Here is a 13,617-nt window from a genome sequence, read left to right as displayed (position 1 = left end):
GAACCTCCTCAAACTCATATCGCTCGGTTCGCCTGGATAAACGCACCAAGTGAGAGCGTGTTGCAGGCTTTGCCCGAGTCGGGCTGAACCGAGGCGGAATGTGTTGTTAATCCGGGGTTTAACCGTGCGCCGCCGCGCTTCAGTACATGTGCTGGCCACCGTTGATGCTGAGCGTCGAGCCGGTGACGAAGCCCGCGTCCTCGGCGCAGAGGAAGGCGACGCCGCGGGCGATCTCGCTGGCCTGGCCGAGGCGGCCGACCGGGATGCGGGCGACGATCTTGTCGAGCACTTCGGGCGGCACGGCGGCGACCATCTCGGTATCGATATAGCCGGGCGCGATCGCGTTGACGGTGATGCCGGCGCGCGCGCCTTCCTGCGCCAGCGCCTTGGTGAGGCCATGGATACCGGACTTGGCGGCGGCATAATTGACCTGGCCATATTGGCCGGCCTGGCCGTTGATCGAACCGATGTTGACGATCCGCCCCCAGCGCCGTTCCCGCATCCCGGGGAACACCGCCTTGGCCATGTTGAAGCAGCCGCCAAGATTGGTATCGATCACTGCCTGCCAGGCGGCATAGTCGAGCGTCATCAGCGTGCCGTCGCGGGTGATGCCGGCGTTGTTGACGAGCACATCGACCGGGCCGAGCTCGACGGCGACGCGGGCGCAGCCGGCGGCGCAGGCGGCGGGATCGGCGACGTCCCAGCGGTAGGTGGCGATGCCGGTCGCGGCGGTGAAGGCGGCGGCGCGGGGCTCGTCACGCGCATAGGTGGCGGCGACGATCATGCCGGCCTCGCGCAACGCCAGGCTGATCGCCTCGCCGATCCCGCGCGTGCCGCCGGTGACGATCGCTACCCGTGCCATGCCTGCTCCTTCGTTGCTGTTCTCGCGCCCTGGCCTACCGACGCCGCGCTAGCCAGCCGCCACCCAGCCCTGCAGCTCGCGGCCGATCAGTGCGCGCAGCATGTCGACGCCGACCGGCGTGTCGTTGAGGCAGGGCAGATAGGCGAAATCGGTGCCGCCGGCGGCGACAAAGCTCTCGCGGCCGCGGATGCTGAGTTCCTCCAGCGTTTCGAGGCAGTCGGCGGAAAAGCCCGGCGCGAGGATCGCGACCTTGCGGATGCCCTGCGCGGGCAGCGCCGCCAGCGTCTCGTCGGTCGCCGGGCCGAGCCACTTGGCCGGGCCGAACCGCGACTGGAAGGCGACGATCAGCTCGCGGCCCAGCGCCTCGCCGAGCAGCCGCGCGGTCTTCTGGCAGTGGCAATGATAGGGATCGCCGAGCTCGAGCGTGCGCTTGGGCATGCCGTGGAAGCTCGCGACCACCGCCTCAGGGACGAAATCGAGCGCGGCGATCTGCGCCTCGACGGTGCGCTTGAGCGCGTCGATATAGGCGGGATCGTCGTGATAGGGTGGCAAGGTGCGGATCGCCGGCTGCCAGCGCATGCCGGCGAGCGCCGCAAAGGCGCGGTCGTTGGCGGTTGCGGTGGTGGCGGCGCAATATTGCGGATAGAGCGGCGCGAGCAGGATGCGCTCGCAGCCCTGCGCCTTCAGCGCCGCCAGCCGCGTGGGGATCGACGGATTGCCGTAGCGCATCGCATAATCGACCAGCACACCCTCGCCGAACGCGCCCTGCAGCGCGGCGGCCTGCGCGCGGGTGATCGCGGCCAGCGGCGAGCCGTCGTCGCGCCACACCAGGCCATAGGCATGCGCCGACTTCTTCGGCCGGGTCTGAAGGATGATGCCGCGCAGGATCGGCTGCCAGGCGATCGCCGGCAGCTCCACCACCCGGCGATCGGACAGGAACTCGCCGAGGTAGCGCTTCACCGCCTTGGCATCGGGCGCGTCGGGGGTGCCGAGGTTGGTCAGCAGCACGCCGATCTTGCGCGGGGGAATCGGCGGGTGATCGGCGGGAGGGTTCATGATCAGGCTCTTAGCGGCAAAGCGCGGGTCCGGGTACCGGTTGCGGCAACCAGCGCGTTGGCGATCGCGGGGGCGACCGCGGGGATGCCGATCTCGCTGACCCCGCCCGGATCCTCGGCCGACGGCACGAACTCGACGATGATGTCGGGCGTGTCGGCGAGCCGCGGCAGGGCGAGCGCGCCGAGGTGGCGGGCATCGGCGAGGTTGCGGGTGACGCCGGTGCTCGCGCCGAGCGCGGTGGCAAGGCCGAAGATCAGCCCGCCCTCGATCTGCTGGAGCACCAGATCGGGGTTGATCCGCCGGCCGCAATCCACCGCCGCGACCAACCGGTCGACCACCGGCCGGCCGCCCTCCCCCACATGCGCCTCGGCGAGCACCGCGATATAACTGCCGCGCAGAGCGTGGCAGGCGATGCCCTGGCCGCTGCCCGGCACGCCGCCGTTCCAACCGCCGAGCGCGGCGACGGTGGACAGGCAGCGCGCCAGCCGCGGCTCGCCGCCGAGCATGCCGATCCGGTACGACAGCGGCTCGGCATTGGCGGCGCGGGCGCATTCGTCGAGGAAACATTCGGTGAAGAAGGCGGTGTAGCCGTGGGCACCGCCGCGCAGATGCCCGGTGGGGACGGGAATCATGGCCGGGTGATGATCGATCGCATAAGCCGGGATGCGATAGGGCGGCACCGCGCCGGCGATGGCATAAGGATCACCCGAGCGGCCAAGCGCCGCGGCGGTGGCGAGCGCGCCCGGCATCAGCCGGTGCGCGAGCTGGTGCCCGGTGGCGGGGGCGGCGATCTGGGCACGCCAGCCGACCAGCGCGCCGTTGGCGGCGAGCCGCGCCGTCATCCGCGCGAGTGCCGGCGGCCGATAGCGATCGTGGAGCAGGTCCTCGACCCGCGACCAGACCAGATTGACCGGGCGCTTGAGCCGCATCGCCAGCACCGCCGCCTGCTCGGCGACGAGCGGCTCGAGCGCGGCGCCGAACGAGCCGCCGGCCATCATCGGGTGGATGATCACAGCATCGTCGCCGAGCCCGGTTGCCGCCGCCGCGGCGGCGCGGGCGAGCCCGGGCGCGGCGGTCGGCAGCCACAGTTCGAGCCGGCCGTCGCGCCACGCCGCGGCGGCGCTCATCGTCTCGGCGGCGGCATGGACGCCGAGGCCGACGCGATAATCGGCGGTGATCAGCCCGCCGCCGCGCAGCAGCGGCGCGACATCGCCCGCCTTGGCCATCGACACGCCTTCTGCCGCCAGCGCGGCGGCAAGCGCGGCATCCACGCCGGCACTGTCGACGATGCCGTCGGCGGTCTCGAACCGCGGCGCCAGCGCGTCGAGCGCGCGGTTCGCCGCCCACCAGTCGGTGGCGACCGCAGCGACCCAGCGCGGGTTTTCGACCACCGCTACCACGCCGCGAATCCGGTCTGCCGCGGCGCGATCGACCCGCACCAGCCGGCTGTCGCCGAGCGGGGCCATGCGGATCGCGGCATGGACCATGTCGGGCAGGCGGATGTCGCCAGCGAAATTGGCCGAGCCGTCCACCTTGGCGGGCACATCGAGTCGCGGCAGCGAATGCCCGCCGAGCGCGCCCGCGCCCTGCGCGCCGATCGGCGGCGGATCGGGCGGGGTGAGCCCCGCGGCGGCCTCGGCAAGCTCGGCGAAGCGCAGCTTGCGATTCCCGTGGACGACGAAGCCCGCGTCCACCGTGCATTCCGCCCAGGCGACGCCCCAGCGCGCCGCCGCGGCCTGGCAGAGCAGCGCCCGCGCCGTGGCGCCGGCGGCGCGGCACGGCTCCTCGAACATCCGCACCGAGCTGGAGCCTCCGGTGAGCATCATCCCCGCGCGCGCGGCGAGCGTAGCCTGCCACCCGGGCGGCAGCCCGGCGAGCCCGCCGCCGAACAGCTCGTCGAGCGCCAGCGGGTTGGCGTAAAGCGGGTTGAGCGGCGCGGGCTCGACGCCGACGGTGCGCCAATCGGCGCCAAGCTCGTCGGCGACGATCTGCGGCAGCGCGGTATAGACGCCCTGGCCATGCTCGAGCTGCGGCACCGCAACGGTGACATGGCCGTCGCTGCCGATCTTGAGCCAGGCGCCGAACAGATGCTCGCCGGGATCGGCGACCAGCGTCGGCCGGTAGGTACGCGGCCACAAGGCCCAGGCGACCACCAGGCCGATTCCGGCGCCGCCACCGATCACCACGCCGCGTCTGCTGATCGCTGTCATGGATCGGGCTGTATCGGGGGTGGTGCGGCGAGGCCAGTGGGGAGGTCGCAGGTCGTCTCCCCTCGCGCCAGCCGCCCGTCGCCAGCCGTCGTCCAGTGTACACGGGCATGACGATGCGATGGATAGGGTTTCCCGCCGCCGCGTTATGGGCCGATGCCCTGCACCATCATGCCCCCGCAGCCGTCACGAAACTGTCGCACTGGAGGCCGATAGCTCCGTTATGGCCACTACCGCATTCGCCGGCGCCGACTCGCCGCACGCGCCCGCAGCGCACCGCGGGCCTCATCTCGATGGGCATATCCATCCGGCGGGGCGGTGGATATTCCTTGCCGTGCTGCTCGGCGGGCTTGCCTATGCGGGAGTGAGTATCCTGCTCGACACCAGCGAAGTGGGCGAAAAGCTTGCCTTCGGCGTGTTCCTGTTCCTCGGTCTGGCGCTGGTGATCGCTCTCGGCTTCGAATTCGTCAACGGCTTCCACGACACCGCCAATGCGGTAGCGACGGTGATCTACACCCATGCCCTTCCCGCGCCACTCGCGGTAGTATGGTCGGGCTGCTTCAACTTCCTCGGCGTGATGATGTCGAGCGGGGCGGTGGCCTATTCGATCGTCACCCTGCTCCCCGTCGACCTCATCCTCCATGTCGGCAGCGCCGGCGGCTATGCGATGATCTTCGCGCTGCTGCTCGCCGCGGTCGGCTGGAATCTCGCTACCTGGCTGGCCGGCCTGCCCAATTCGTCGAGCCATGCGCTGATCGGCTCGATCCTCGGCGTCGGTCTTGCCAACCAGTTGCTCTCGACCAATCCGGGCGGCACCGCCGGCGTCGACTGGGGTCAGGCCGAAAAGGTGCTGGCGGCGCTGCTGCTGAGCCCGCTGATCGGCTTTGCCGGCGCGTTCGTGATGCTGCTGGTGATGAAGCGGGTCGCGCCGCAGCCCGAACTTTATCGCGAGCCGGGCGCCAACCAGCCGCCGCCGCGCGGGATCCGCGCGCTGCTGATCTTCACCTGCACCGCGGTGAGCTACGCCCATGGCAGTAACGACGGCCAGAAGGGCATGGGGCTGATCATGCTGATCCTGATCGGCTGCGCGCCCACCGCCTACGCGCTCAACCGCACCGTGCCCGAGAGCGCGACCCCGGCCTTCGTTCGCGCCGCCACTGCCGCCGAACAGGCGTTCGCCCGCCAGGCGCCGGGTGCGTCGGCGACCCCGGACCAAGCCCGCGCGACGCTCGCTCAGGGTTTGCGCGAGCGCAAGATCGGCTCGCCGCAGAGCTTCGCCGCGCTTGCCTCGCTGTCGAAGGACGTCACCGGCCGGATCGAGGAATATGGTTCGCTCGGCAAGGTGCCGGCCGCCGAGACGCCGAACCTGCGCAACGACATGTATCTGGTGCTTGACGCCTCGACGCTGGTCGCCAAGGACAAGGACGTGCGCACCAAAATGACCGCGGCCGAGCTCGATTCGGTCAAGGCCTATGACACCAAGCTCCAGGAGGGCACGCGCTACATCCCGATCTGGGTGAAGGTCGCAGTGGCGCTGGCGCTGGGGCTCGGCACGATGGTCGGCTGGAAGCGCATCGTGGTCACGGTCGGCGAGAAGATCGGTCAGAGCCACCTCACCTACGGCATGGGCGCCTCGGCCGAGCTGGTCGCCGCCTCCACCATCCTGCTCGCCGACCAGTTCGGCCTGCCGGTATCGACCACCCATGTGCTGTCGTCGGGCGTCGCCGGCGCCTCGGTCGCCAATGGCGCCGGGCTGCAGAAGCGCACGGTGCGCAACATGGCGCTCGCCTGGGTGCTGACGCTGCCGGTGGCGATGACGCTGTCGGGGCTGCTCTACTGGCTGATGCTGACCGTGGTGAAGAGCATGGGCCTGTAAGGCCGTCCGTCCAGTCCCGCCCGTCGTTCCATTCCAGCCGTCATCCCAGCGAAAGCTGGCATCTCGCGCCGCGAGCGGGGAAGGAGTCGCTGGAGACCCCAGCTCACGCTGGGGTGACGGATGACGCTGCGAGCGCGCGATAGGTGGCGCGGATCGACACCTTGTCGATCTTCTCGGTGCCGAGCCGCGGCAGCGCTGCCGGCGCAAGCCAGATCCGCACCGGCACCTTGAACGCGGCGATGTGTGCGGCGAGGAAGGCCTGGAGATCGGCCTCGGTCAGCGCCGATCCGGCGCGCAGGTGGACCACCGCGCCCGGCACCTCGCCGAGCCGCGCGTCGGCGAGGCCGAACACCGCGGCTTCGGCTACCGCGGAATGCGCATAGAGCGCCGCCTCCACCTCTAGGCAGGCGATGTTCTCGCCGCCGCGGATGATGATGTCCTTGCTGCGATCGACGATGAACAGATAGCCGTCCTCGTCGAGATAGCCGATGTCGCCGGTGCGGAAGAAACCGTCGGGGGTGAAGGCGGCGCGGGTCGCCTCGGGGCGCTGCCAATATTCGCGGAAGTTGCAGATCGAGCGGATGCCGATCTCGCCGCGCGCGCCCTGCGGCAGTTCGGCGCCGTCGTCGTCGAGGATCGCGATCTCGACCAGCGGCCGCGAGGCGCGGCCGGTGCTGTCCGGCTTGGCGAGATAGTTGGTGCGCCAATTGCCCGCGCCCACCGCATTGGTCTCGGTGAGGCCATAGCCGATCAGCGGCGCGGCGCCGCCCATCTCCGCGTCGATCCGGCGGACATGCTCTACCGGCCGCGGCGCGCCGCCGCAGCCGAAATCGGTGACGGTGGACAAATCGAAGCGCGCGCGCTCCGGATGGGTGAGGATCTCGAAGCTCATCAGCGGAACGCCGATGAAATAGCTGACCTGCTCGGCCTCGATCAGCCGCATCGCCTCCAGCACGTTCCACTTGGGGATCAGCACCAGCTTGCGGCCCATCGCGAAGCTCTGCAGCATCACCGGCACCTGCGCGGTGACGTGGAACAGCGGCAGCGTCAGCAGCGTCGCCGGCTGCCCCTCCGGCGCGTTGCCGTCGGCGGTGGCGATCGAGAGCATGGTCACCGCCTGAGTGAGGAAGCTGAACACGCCCTGCACCACGCCGCGATGATCGCTGAGCGCGCCCTTGGAGAGGCCGGTGGAGCCCGAGGTGAACAGGATCGTCGCCGGATCGGTGGGGGCGAGCGCGGGAAGCGTCGGCAGCGCCCCGCTCCCGCCCGTTCCCAGCACCGGCGCCAGCGCCGCGAGCAGCGGCGGGGTGTCGTCGAGCGCGATCACCGGGCGGGCGAGGCCGGGAATCGCGGCGAGCCGGGCGGCGCGCGGCGGATCGGCGAGGATCAGCCGGCAATCGACCTCGCGAATCGCCGCCTCGAGCTCGTCCGCCTGCCACCAGCCGTTGAGCAGCGTGGCGATCCCGCCCGCCATCAATATGCCCATGTAGAGCACGATCCACGACGGCGAGTTGCGCATCGCGATGCCCACCCGGTCGCCCGGCACGATGCCGTGATCCGCGATCAGCGCGCCCGCGACCTCGGTAGCGGCGGCATGAACCTGCGCAAACGTCAGCCGCTCGTCACCTGCGACTAGGAAGGTCTTGTCGGCATGTTCCTGGCAGTAATGGGCAAAATAGAGCGGCAGAGTGGGCGGCGCGACCGCGATCACCGGGAGGGTGCGGCCGTCCTGCTCGACCGTGCCGGCGGCGAGCATGCCCCCCGGCGCGGTCAGCGCCGCGACCGTTGCATCCATGCGCTCGTCGAGCACCGTCCGCATATTTCTCTCCGCTTGGTCTTAAGGCCTTGCCCCACTATGCAGGCGCCATAGCCCAGGGGGAAGCCTTGATCCTGCCCGTTCTCGCCGCTGCTGCCGCCACCGTGCCCGCGGAGCACATCCATTTCGCCGATCTCGGCCTCCATCCGGACGTGTTCTCGCTCGGCTTCTTCACGCTGCGCTGGTACAGCCTCGCCTATATCGCCGGCATCCTGATCGGCTGGTGGTACCTGCTCAAGCTGCTCGCCCAGCCCGGCGCGCCGATGGCGCGGCGCCATGCCGATGATCTCGTCTTCTATGCGACGCTGGGGATCATCCTCGGCGGCAGGCTTGGCTATGTGATCTTCTACGCGCCCGAGATGTTCCTCCATCCGCTGCGCATCTTCCGGCTGTGGGATGGCGGGATGAGCTTCCACGGCGGGGTGATCGGCACCTCGATCGGGCTGATCCTGTTCTCGCGCAAGCATCAGCTCAACTGGCTGCGCGTCCACGACTATATCGCCTGCTGCGTGCCGTTCGGGCTGTTCTTCGGCCGGCTCGCCAATTTCGTGAACGGCGAATTGTGGGGCAAACCCGCCAATGTCGCCTGGGCGATCGTGTTCGAGCGCACCGTGCCCTACGGCATCCCCGAGCCGGCGCGCCACCCGAGCCAGCTCTACGAGGCGGGGCTCGAGGGCATCGTGCTGTTCGCGGTCCTGTGGTTCGCCTTCTGGCGCACCAAGGCGCGCTACGACCCGGGCAAGCTCGTCGGCCTGTTCGTGCTCGGCTATGGCATCGCGCGCTTCGTGGTCGAATTCTTCCGCGAGCCCGACGCCCAGTTTCGCGGCAGCTTTATCGAGGCGACCCATATCCACATGGGCCAGTGGCTGTGCGTGCCGATGATCGCTGGCGGCGCCTATCTGATGCTGACCTCGGCGCGGCGGCGGACGCGGGTGGAGCCGATCGCGGGAACGGTGAGCGTTTCGTAGATCGGGCTTGCCCGCCCTTCGCCAACGGTGAAGGGGCCCATGGCCATGGCCGACACGACCGGAAGATAGATGAACGATACGCCCGACCCAGGCCCCGCCGCCCCTCTCGCCGATCGGCTCGCGCGGGCGATCACGCTGGCCGGGCCGATGCCGGTGTCGCAGTTCATGGCCGCGGCCAATGCGCATTATTATGCGACCCGCGATCCGCTCGGCGCCGCGGGCGATTTCGTCACCGCGCCCGAGATCAGCCAGATGTTCGGCGAGCTGATCGGGCTGTGGTGCGCCGATCTGTGGCAGCGCGCCGGCAGCCCCGAGGTCGCCTGGGTGGAGCTCGGCCCCGGCCGCGGCACGCTCGCCGCCGATGCGCTGCGGGCGATGGCCCGGGCCGGGCTCGCGCCGCCGGTGCATCTCGTCGAGACCAGCCCGCTACTCCGCGCCGCCCAGGCCGAGCGGGTGCCGCACGCGACCTGGCATGACGGCGTCGACACCCTGCCCACCGATCGGCCCTTGCTGGTCGTTGCCAATGAATTCTTCGACGCGCTGCCGATCCGCCAGTTGGTCCATCGCGCCGATGGCTGGCACGAGCGGCTGGTCGCCTGCCAGGACACGCTGTTCCTGCCGATCGCGGGCAAGCCGGTGCCGGCCGAACTGATGCCCGAATCGCTGCGCGACGCGCCGGCGGGCGCGATCCTCGAAACCTCGCCCGCCGCGGTCGGCATCGTCCGCGCGCTGGCGCGGCGGCTCGCGGCGCAGGGCGGCGGGCTGCTCGCGGTGGATTACGGCTATGAGGGCCCGGTGCTCGGCGAGACGCTGCAGGCAGTGCGCGGCCATGGCTTTGCCAACCCGTTCGAGGCGCCGGGCGACAACGACCTGTCCGCCCATGTCGACTTCGCCACCCTCGCCGCCGCCGGCCAGGCCGAAGGCGCGGTCGCCTGGGGGCCGGTGACGCAGCGCGATCTGCTCGGACAGCTCGGCATCGACGCCCGCGCCGCGGCGCTGGCGGCGGGCGCGCCCGAGCGCACCGAGGCGATCCTCGCCGATCGATCGCGGCTGATGAGCGACATGGGGACGCTGTTCCGCGCGCTCGCGCTGACCAACCGCGACTGGCCAACCCCGGCGGCGTTCGCATGATCGCCTATCGCGACGCCACTGCCGCCGACGGCGCCGCGCTCGGCACGATGGCCGCAGCGTCGTTCACCGCGACCTTCGGCACCTTGTACCAGCCGCACGATCTCGCCACCTTCCTCGGCGAGGCGTTCGGCCCCGCCGGGCTGCCGGCGCACGCCGCCGACCCGCGCTACATCATTCGCGTCGCCACCGACGGCGCGGCGATCATCGGCTTCGCCAAGCTCGGCCCGGTGGTGTTCCCCGGCGACTGGCACCCGCAGGCTATCGAGCTCCATCAGCTCTATGTGCTCGACGGCTGGCACGGCGCCGGCGTCGGCCCGGCGCTGATGGACTGGACGATCGACGCCGCGCGCACGATGGGCAAGGCCGAGATCATCCTCAGCGTCTATGTCGACAACCACCGCGCGCGGCGCTTCTACGAGCGGCGCGGCTTCGAGGAGATCGGCCGCTACACCTTCATGGTCGGCGACAAGGAAGACGACGATCGGATCATGAGGCTGGCGCTGTGAGCGTCGAGGTCAACCGCGCCGCGGCGCTCGCCGGCGTCGACCAGGGCTTTCTCGGCCGCCGCGGCGGGGTGTCAACCGGGGCGATGGCGGGGCTGAACGTCGGGCTCGGTTCGGACGACGATCCTGCCGCAGTCGCCGACAACCGGCGCCGCGCCGCCGACGCGGTGGCGCCCGGCGCCAGCCTCGTCACCGTCTACCAGGTCCATTCCGCCACGGCGATTACCGTCACCGCGCCGGTCGCCGACGATGCCCGCGCGCAGGCCGATGCGCTGGTGACCGACCGGCCCGGGCTGGTGCTCGGCATCCTCACCGCCGATTGCGCGCCGGTGCTGTTCGCCGACGCGCAAGCGGGCGTGGTCGGCGCCGCGCACGCCGGCTGGAAGGGCGCGCTCGGCGGCGTCACCGATGCGACGCTCGCCGCGATGGAGCGGCTCGGGGCCCAGCGGGCAAGGATCGTCGCCGCGGTCGGCCCGTGCATCGCGCGTGCCTCCTATGAAGTGGATGATGCCTTCCTCGCCCGCTTCGCCGCCGCCGATCCTGCCAACGAACGCTTCTTCGTCGACGGCGAGCCCGGGCACCACCAGTTCGATCTCGAAGCCTATGTGGTCGCCCGGCTCGCCGCCGCGGGCATCGGCCGGGTCGAGGCGCTGGGGCTCGACACCTATGCGGACGAGGACCGCTTCTACAGCTTCCGCCGCGCCACCCATCGCGGCGAACCGAGCTACGGCCGCCAGATCAGCCTGATTGGGCTGCCGCGTTAGATAGCGCTCAGCCGAGATCTACTTCGAGCGTGATCGTTCCGATGTTGTCGAGGTGATAGTGCGTGCCATCGGCGTCACTGTAATTATCTACGTCGCCGGTATCGAGCGTGTGCTGTGTCAGAGGTCCGTGATCAATCGAGATCGTGTACGACGCGCCGTCATTGGCCGTGTTGTTGGTCACCGATAGCAGGTTCTGTCCTCGACCGGTGTTGAGATCGAACACCATCGTACCGCGCGGCGCGAGGTGATACATGCCGTCCGGGAGATATAAGGGGGGTGGCATCGCTCTTGCCTTTCGCCGTTGAGATTGCGCCACGCTATCACAGCGATGCCAGACCAAGGCCCCAGATGGATCGGAATTGAGGCTTATTTGCCTTCAACCCCCCGAAATGGAGGATGCATGCTCCGAGCCCAATCGTTACAGATGATACGATCTTCCTGAACCGCCTCTATCCGGAGATTAACATGGCGACCAACGACACCGAAGCCGATCTGACCGGGGTACAGGCGAGCCGCCGTCCCAAGGCGTCGATCGACTCGATCGGCGACCGCAAGCTCAAGGCGTCCACTCGGATGATGGGCCATGGCTTCGATCCGCAATTGTCGGAAGGATCGCTGAAGCCGCCGATCTTCCTCACCTCCACCTTCGTCTTCCCCAATGCCGCGGCCGGCAAGCGCCACTTCGAGGGCGTGACGGGCAAGCGTCCGGGCGGCGCCGAGGGGCTGGTCTATTCGCGCTTCAACGGGCCCAACCAGGAGATCCTCGAGGATCGCCTGGCGATTTGGGAAGAGGCCGAGGATGCGCTCGCTTTCTCCAGCGGCATGTCGGCGATCGCCACCCTGTTCCTGGCGATGACCAAGCCGGGCGACACCATCGTCCATTCCGGCCCGCTCTATGCCGCCACCGAGACGCTGATCGGCCGCATCCTCGGCAAGTTCGGGGTCAAGTGGCTCGACTTCCCGGCGGGCGCGACCCGCGAGGAGATCGATGCGGTGCTGACCGAGGCCGCGACCGGCAATGTCGCGCTGATCTATCTCGAAAGTCCCGCCAACCCGACCAACGCGCTGGTCGATGTCGAGGCGGTCGCTGCGAGCCGCGATGCGATCTTCGCCGATGCCGCGGAGAAGCCGCCGATCGCGATCGACAACACCTTTTTGGGACCGTTGTGGCAGCAGCCGCTGCGCCACGGCGCCGATATCGTCGTCTACAGCCTGACCAAATATGCCGGCGGCCATTCGGACCTGGTCGCGGGCGGGGTGCTCGGCACCAAGGCGCACATCAACACCATCCGCTCGATGCGCAATACCATCGGCACGATCTGCGATCCCAACACTGCCTGGATGCTGCTGCGCAGCCTGGAGACGCTGGAACTGCGGATGAGCCGCGCCGGCGAGAATGCCGCCAGGGTCTGCGCCTTCCTGCGCCACCACCCCAAGGTGGAGCGGGTGGGCTATCTCGGCTTCCTCGAGGACAGCCCCGGCATGGAGCGCCAGGCCGACATCTACCGGCGGCATTGCACCGGCGCGGGATCGACCTTCTCGCTGCTGGTCAACGGCGGCGAGAAGGAGGCGTTCGCCTTCCTCGATGCGCTCAAGATCGCCAAGCTCGCGGTCAGCCTCGGCGGCACCGAGACGCTGGCAAGCCACCCCGCGGCAATGACCCACCTGTCGGTGCCCGACGCGCGCAAGGCGGCGCTCGGGATCACCGACAATCTGGTGCGGATCTCGATCGGCGTCGAGGATGCCGACGACCTGATCGCCGACTTCGACCAGGCGCTGGCGGCGATCTGAGCGGCCCGCCCGGCACCGCGACTTGCCCGCATAAGGCAATAGCGCGATAGCCGGGCGATGCCGATCTTCACCCCTGTCGCGCACGACGACGTCGTCGCCGCCGTTCTTCAGTTGGCCGATGCGATCGCCGGCGACGGCTGGCGTCCCGATGTGATCGTCGGCATCGGCCGCGGCGGGCTGGTGCCGGCGGTGTTCCTCAGCCACGCCATCGGCGTACCGATGCAGTCGGTGGATCGGTCCGGCGGCGAGGCGGCGGTGACCGAGCTGGCGCTGGCGCGGCTCGCCGAGCGCACCCGGGTCGGCGGGCGATTGCTGGTGGTGGACGACATCAACGATTCAGGCCGCACCATCGCCCAACTTCGCGGCGCGCTGGCCGCGGCAGGCGCGCAGGGCGATGGGGTGCGCTTTGCAACGCTGATCGACAATGTCGCCTCGGCGGAGCGGGTGGACTATCGTGCGCGGGCGATCGATCGGCGCGTGACCAAGGACTGGTTCGTGTTTCCCTGGGAGGCCGTGGCGCCTGCCGCCGCGATCGCCGCCGATGCCGCCGAGGTGCCCGAGCGGATCGGCTGAGACCCGCCGGTGGGTCGGCCCGGCCCTCGCATGCCACCAGCCATCGCCGTCACGCCGGACAAGGAAGCGG

The 13,617-nt window shown here is 69.8% G+C and carries 12 protein-coding genes; 7 read left to right on the top strand and 5 right to left on the bottom strand.

From position 1 onward, the window contains the following. Positions 1 to 139: 139 nt before the first annotated feature. The 3 genes from phbB to AC07M8_RS06465 are packed head-to-tail and all read right to left on the bottom strand — an operon-like array spanning position 140 to position 4,128. On the bottom strand, positions 140 to 862 hold the full coding sequence (gene phbB, locus AC07M8_RS06475; protein WP_495173552.1) for an acetoacetyl-CoA reductase: 723 nt from the start codon (positions 860 to 862) through the stop codon (positions 140 to 142). Positions 863 to 910: 48 nt separating this feature from the next. Then, on the bottom strand, positions 911 to 1,918 hold the full coding sequence (gene hemH / locus AC07M8_RS06470; protein WP_495173551.1) for a ferrochelatase: 1,008 nt from the start codon (positions 1,916 to 1,918) through the stop codon (positions 911 to 913). A gap of 2 nt (positions 1,919 to 1,920) precedes the next feature. Further along, on the bottom strand, positions 1,921 to 4,128 hold the full coding sequence (locus AC07M8_RS06465) for a xanthine dehydrogenase family protein molybdopterin-binding subunit (RefSeq protein WP_495173550.1): 2,208 nt from the start codon (positions 4,126 to 4,128) through the stop codon (positions 1,921 to 1,923). 220 nt (positions 4,129 to 4,348) lie between these two features. Here AC07M8_RS06465 and AC07M8_RS06460 point away from each other — a divergent pair, with 220 nt between their 5' ends. Further along, positions 4,349 to 6,001, top strand: a complete 1,653-nt coding sequence (locus AC07M8_RS06460) for an inorganic phosphate transporter (protein WP_495173549.1) — start codon at positions 4,349 to 4,351, stop codon at positions 5,999 to 6,001. Between the two features lie 103 nt (positions 6,002 to 6,104). On the opposite strand, the gene AC07M8_RS06455 is transcribed toward AC07M8_RS06460, so the two are convergent. Beyond that, positions 6,105 to 7,820 (bottom strand): class I adenylate-forming enzyme family protein, encoded by a 1,716-nt coding sequence (locus AC07M8_RS06455; RefSeq protein ID WP_495173548.1) that lies wholly within the window; start codon positions 7,818 to 7,820, stop codon positions 6,105 to 6,107. Positions 7,821 to 7,885: 65 nt separating this feature from the next. On the opposite strand from AC07M8_RS06455, the gene lgt reads away from it, so the two are divergent. From lgt to pgeF, 4 genes are all read left to right on the top strand, one after another. Then, a complete protein-coding gene (gene lgt, locus AC07M8_RS06450; RefSeq protein WP_495173547.1) occupies positions 7,886 to 8,785 on the top strand; it encodes a prolipoprotein diacylglyceryl transferase in 900 nt (299 codons plus the stop codon). Positions 8,786 to 8,854: 69 nt separating this feature from the next. Beyond that, a complete protein-coding gene (locus AC07M8_RS06445; protein WP_495173546.1) occupies positions 8,855 to 9,916 on the top strand; it encodes a class I SAM-dependent methyltransferase in 1,062 nt (353 codons plus the stop codon). Continuing rightward, positions 9,913 to 10,422, top strand: coding sequence for a GNAT family N-acetyltransferase (locus AC07M8_RS06440; RefSeq protein ID WP_495173545.1), 510 nt, complete (start codon positions 9,913 to 9,915; stop codon positions 10,420 to 10,422). The genes AC07M8_RS06445 and AC07M8_RS06440 overlap by 4 nt, the downstream gene beginning before the upstream one ends. Continuing rightward, positions 10,419 to 11,183: a peptidoglycan editing factor PgeF gene (gene pgeF, locus AC07M8_RS06435; RefSeq protein WP_495173544.1), complete on the top strand. Its 765-nt coding sequence runs from the start codon at positions 10,419 to 10,421 to the stop codon at positions 11,181 to 11,183. Before AC07M8_RS06440 ends, pgeF begins: the two co-directional genes overlap by 4 nt. A gap of 7 nt (positions 11,184 to 11,190) precedes the next feature. On the opposite strand, the gene AC07M8_RS06430 is transcribed toward pgeF, so the two are convergent. Then, positions 11,191 to 11,436: a hypothetical protein gene (locus tag AC07M8_RS06430; RefSeq protein ID WP_495173543.1), complete on the bottom strand. Its 246-nt coding sequence runs from the start codon at positions 11,434 to 11,436 to the stop codon at positions 11,191 to 11,193. Between the two features lie 212 nt (positions 11,437 to 11,648). On the opposite strand from AC07M8_RS06430, the gene AC07M8_RS06425 reads away from it, so the two are divergent. Both AC07M8_RS06425 and AC07M8_RS06420 read left to right on the top strand, forming a co-directional pair. Next, positions 11,649 to 12,974 carry a cystathionine gamma-synthase family protein gene (locus AC07M8_RS06425; protein WP_495173542.1) on the top strand — a complete coding sequence of 442 codons (1,326 nt, stop codon included), beginning with the start codon at positions 11,649 to 11,651 and terminating at the stop codon, positions 12,972 to 12,974. A 57-nt stretch (positions 12,975 to 13,031) separates the two neighbouring features. Beyond that, positions 13,032 to 13,547: a phosphoribosyltransferase gene (locus AC07M8_RS06420; protein WP_495173541.1), complete on the top strand. Its 516-nt coding sequence runs from the start codon at positions 13,032 to 13,034 to the stop codon at positions 13,545 to 13,547. Positions 13,548 to 13,617 lie beyond the last annotated feature (70 nt).

The organism is Sphingomonas sp. GW821-FHT09E03 (assembly GCF_059416225.1).
Note: the sequence above shows the minus strand (reverse complement) of the source record. Positions and strands in the feature narration are given on the sequence as shown.

Excerpts from the sequence above, each read along its gene's own strand:
- phbB (WP_495173552.1), bottom strand. The coding sequence starts at position 862 with ATGGCACGGGTAGCGATCGTCACCGGCGGCACGCGCGGGATCGGCGAG.
- hemH (WP_495173551.1), bottom strand. The coding sequence starts at position 1,918 with ATGAACCCTCCCGCCGATCACCCGCCGATTCCCCCGCGCAAGATCGGC.
- AC07M8_RS06465 (WP_495173550.1), bottom strand. The coding sequence starts at position 4,128 with ATGACAGCGATCAGCAGACGCGGCGTGGTGATCGGTGGCGGCGCCGGA.
- AC07M8_RS06460 (WP_495173549.1), top strand. The coding sequence starts at position 4,349 with ATGGCCACTACCGCATTCGCCGGCGCCGACTCGCCGCACGCGCCCGCA.
- AC07M8_RS06455 (WP_495173548.1), bottom strand. The coding sequence starts at position 7,820 with ATGCGGACGGTGCTCGACGAGCGCATGGATGCAACGGTCGCGGCGCTG.
- AC07M8_RS06445 (WP_495173546.1), top strand. The coding sequence starts at position 8,855 with ATGAACGATACGCCCGACCCAGGCCCCGCCGCCCCTCTCGCCGATCGG.
- AC07M8_RS06440 (WP_495173545.1), top strand. The coding sequence starts at position 9,913 with ATGATCGCCTATCGCGACGCCACTGCCGCCGACGGCGCCGCGCTCGGC.
- AC07M8_RS06430 (WP_495173543.1), bottom strand. The coding sequence starts at position 11,436 with ATGTATCACCTCGCGCCGCGCGGTACGATGGTGTTCGATCTCAACACC.
- AC07M8_RS06425 (WP_495173542.1), top strand. The coding sequence starts at position 11,649 with ATGGCGACCAACGACACCGAAGCCGATCTGACCGGGGTACAGGCGAGC.
- AC07M8_RS06420 (WP_495173541.1), top strand. The coding sequence starts at position 13,032 with ATGCCGATCTTCACCCCTGTCGCGCACGACGACGTCGTCGCCGCCGTT.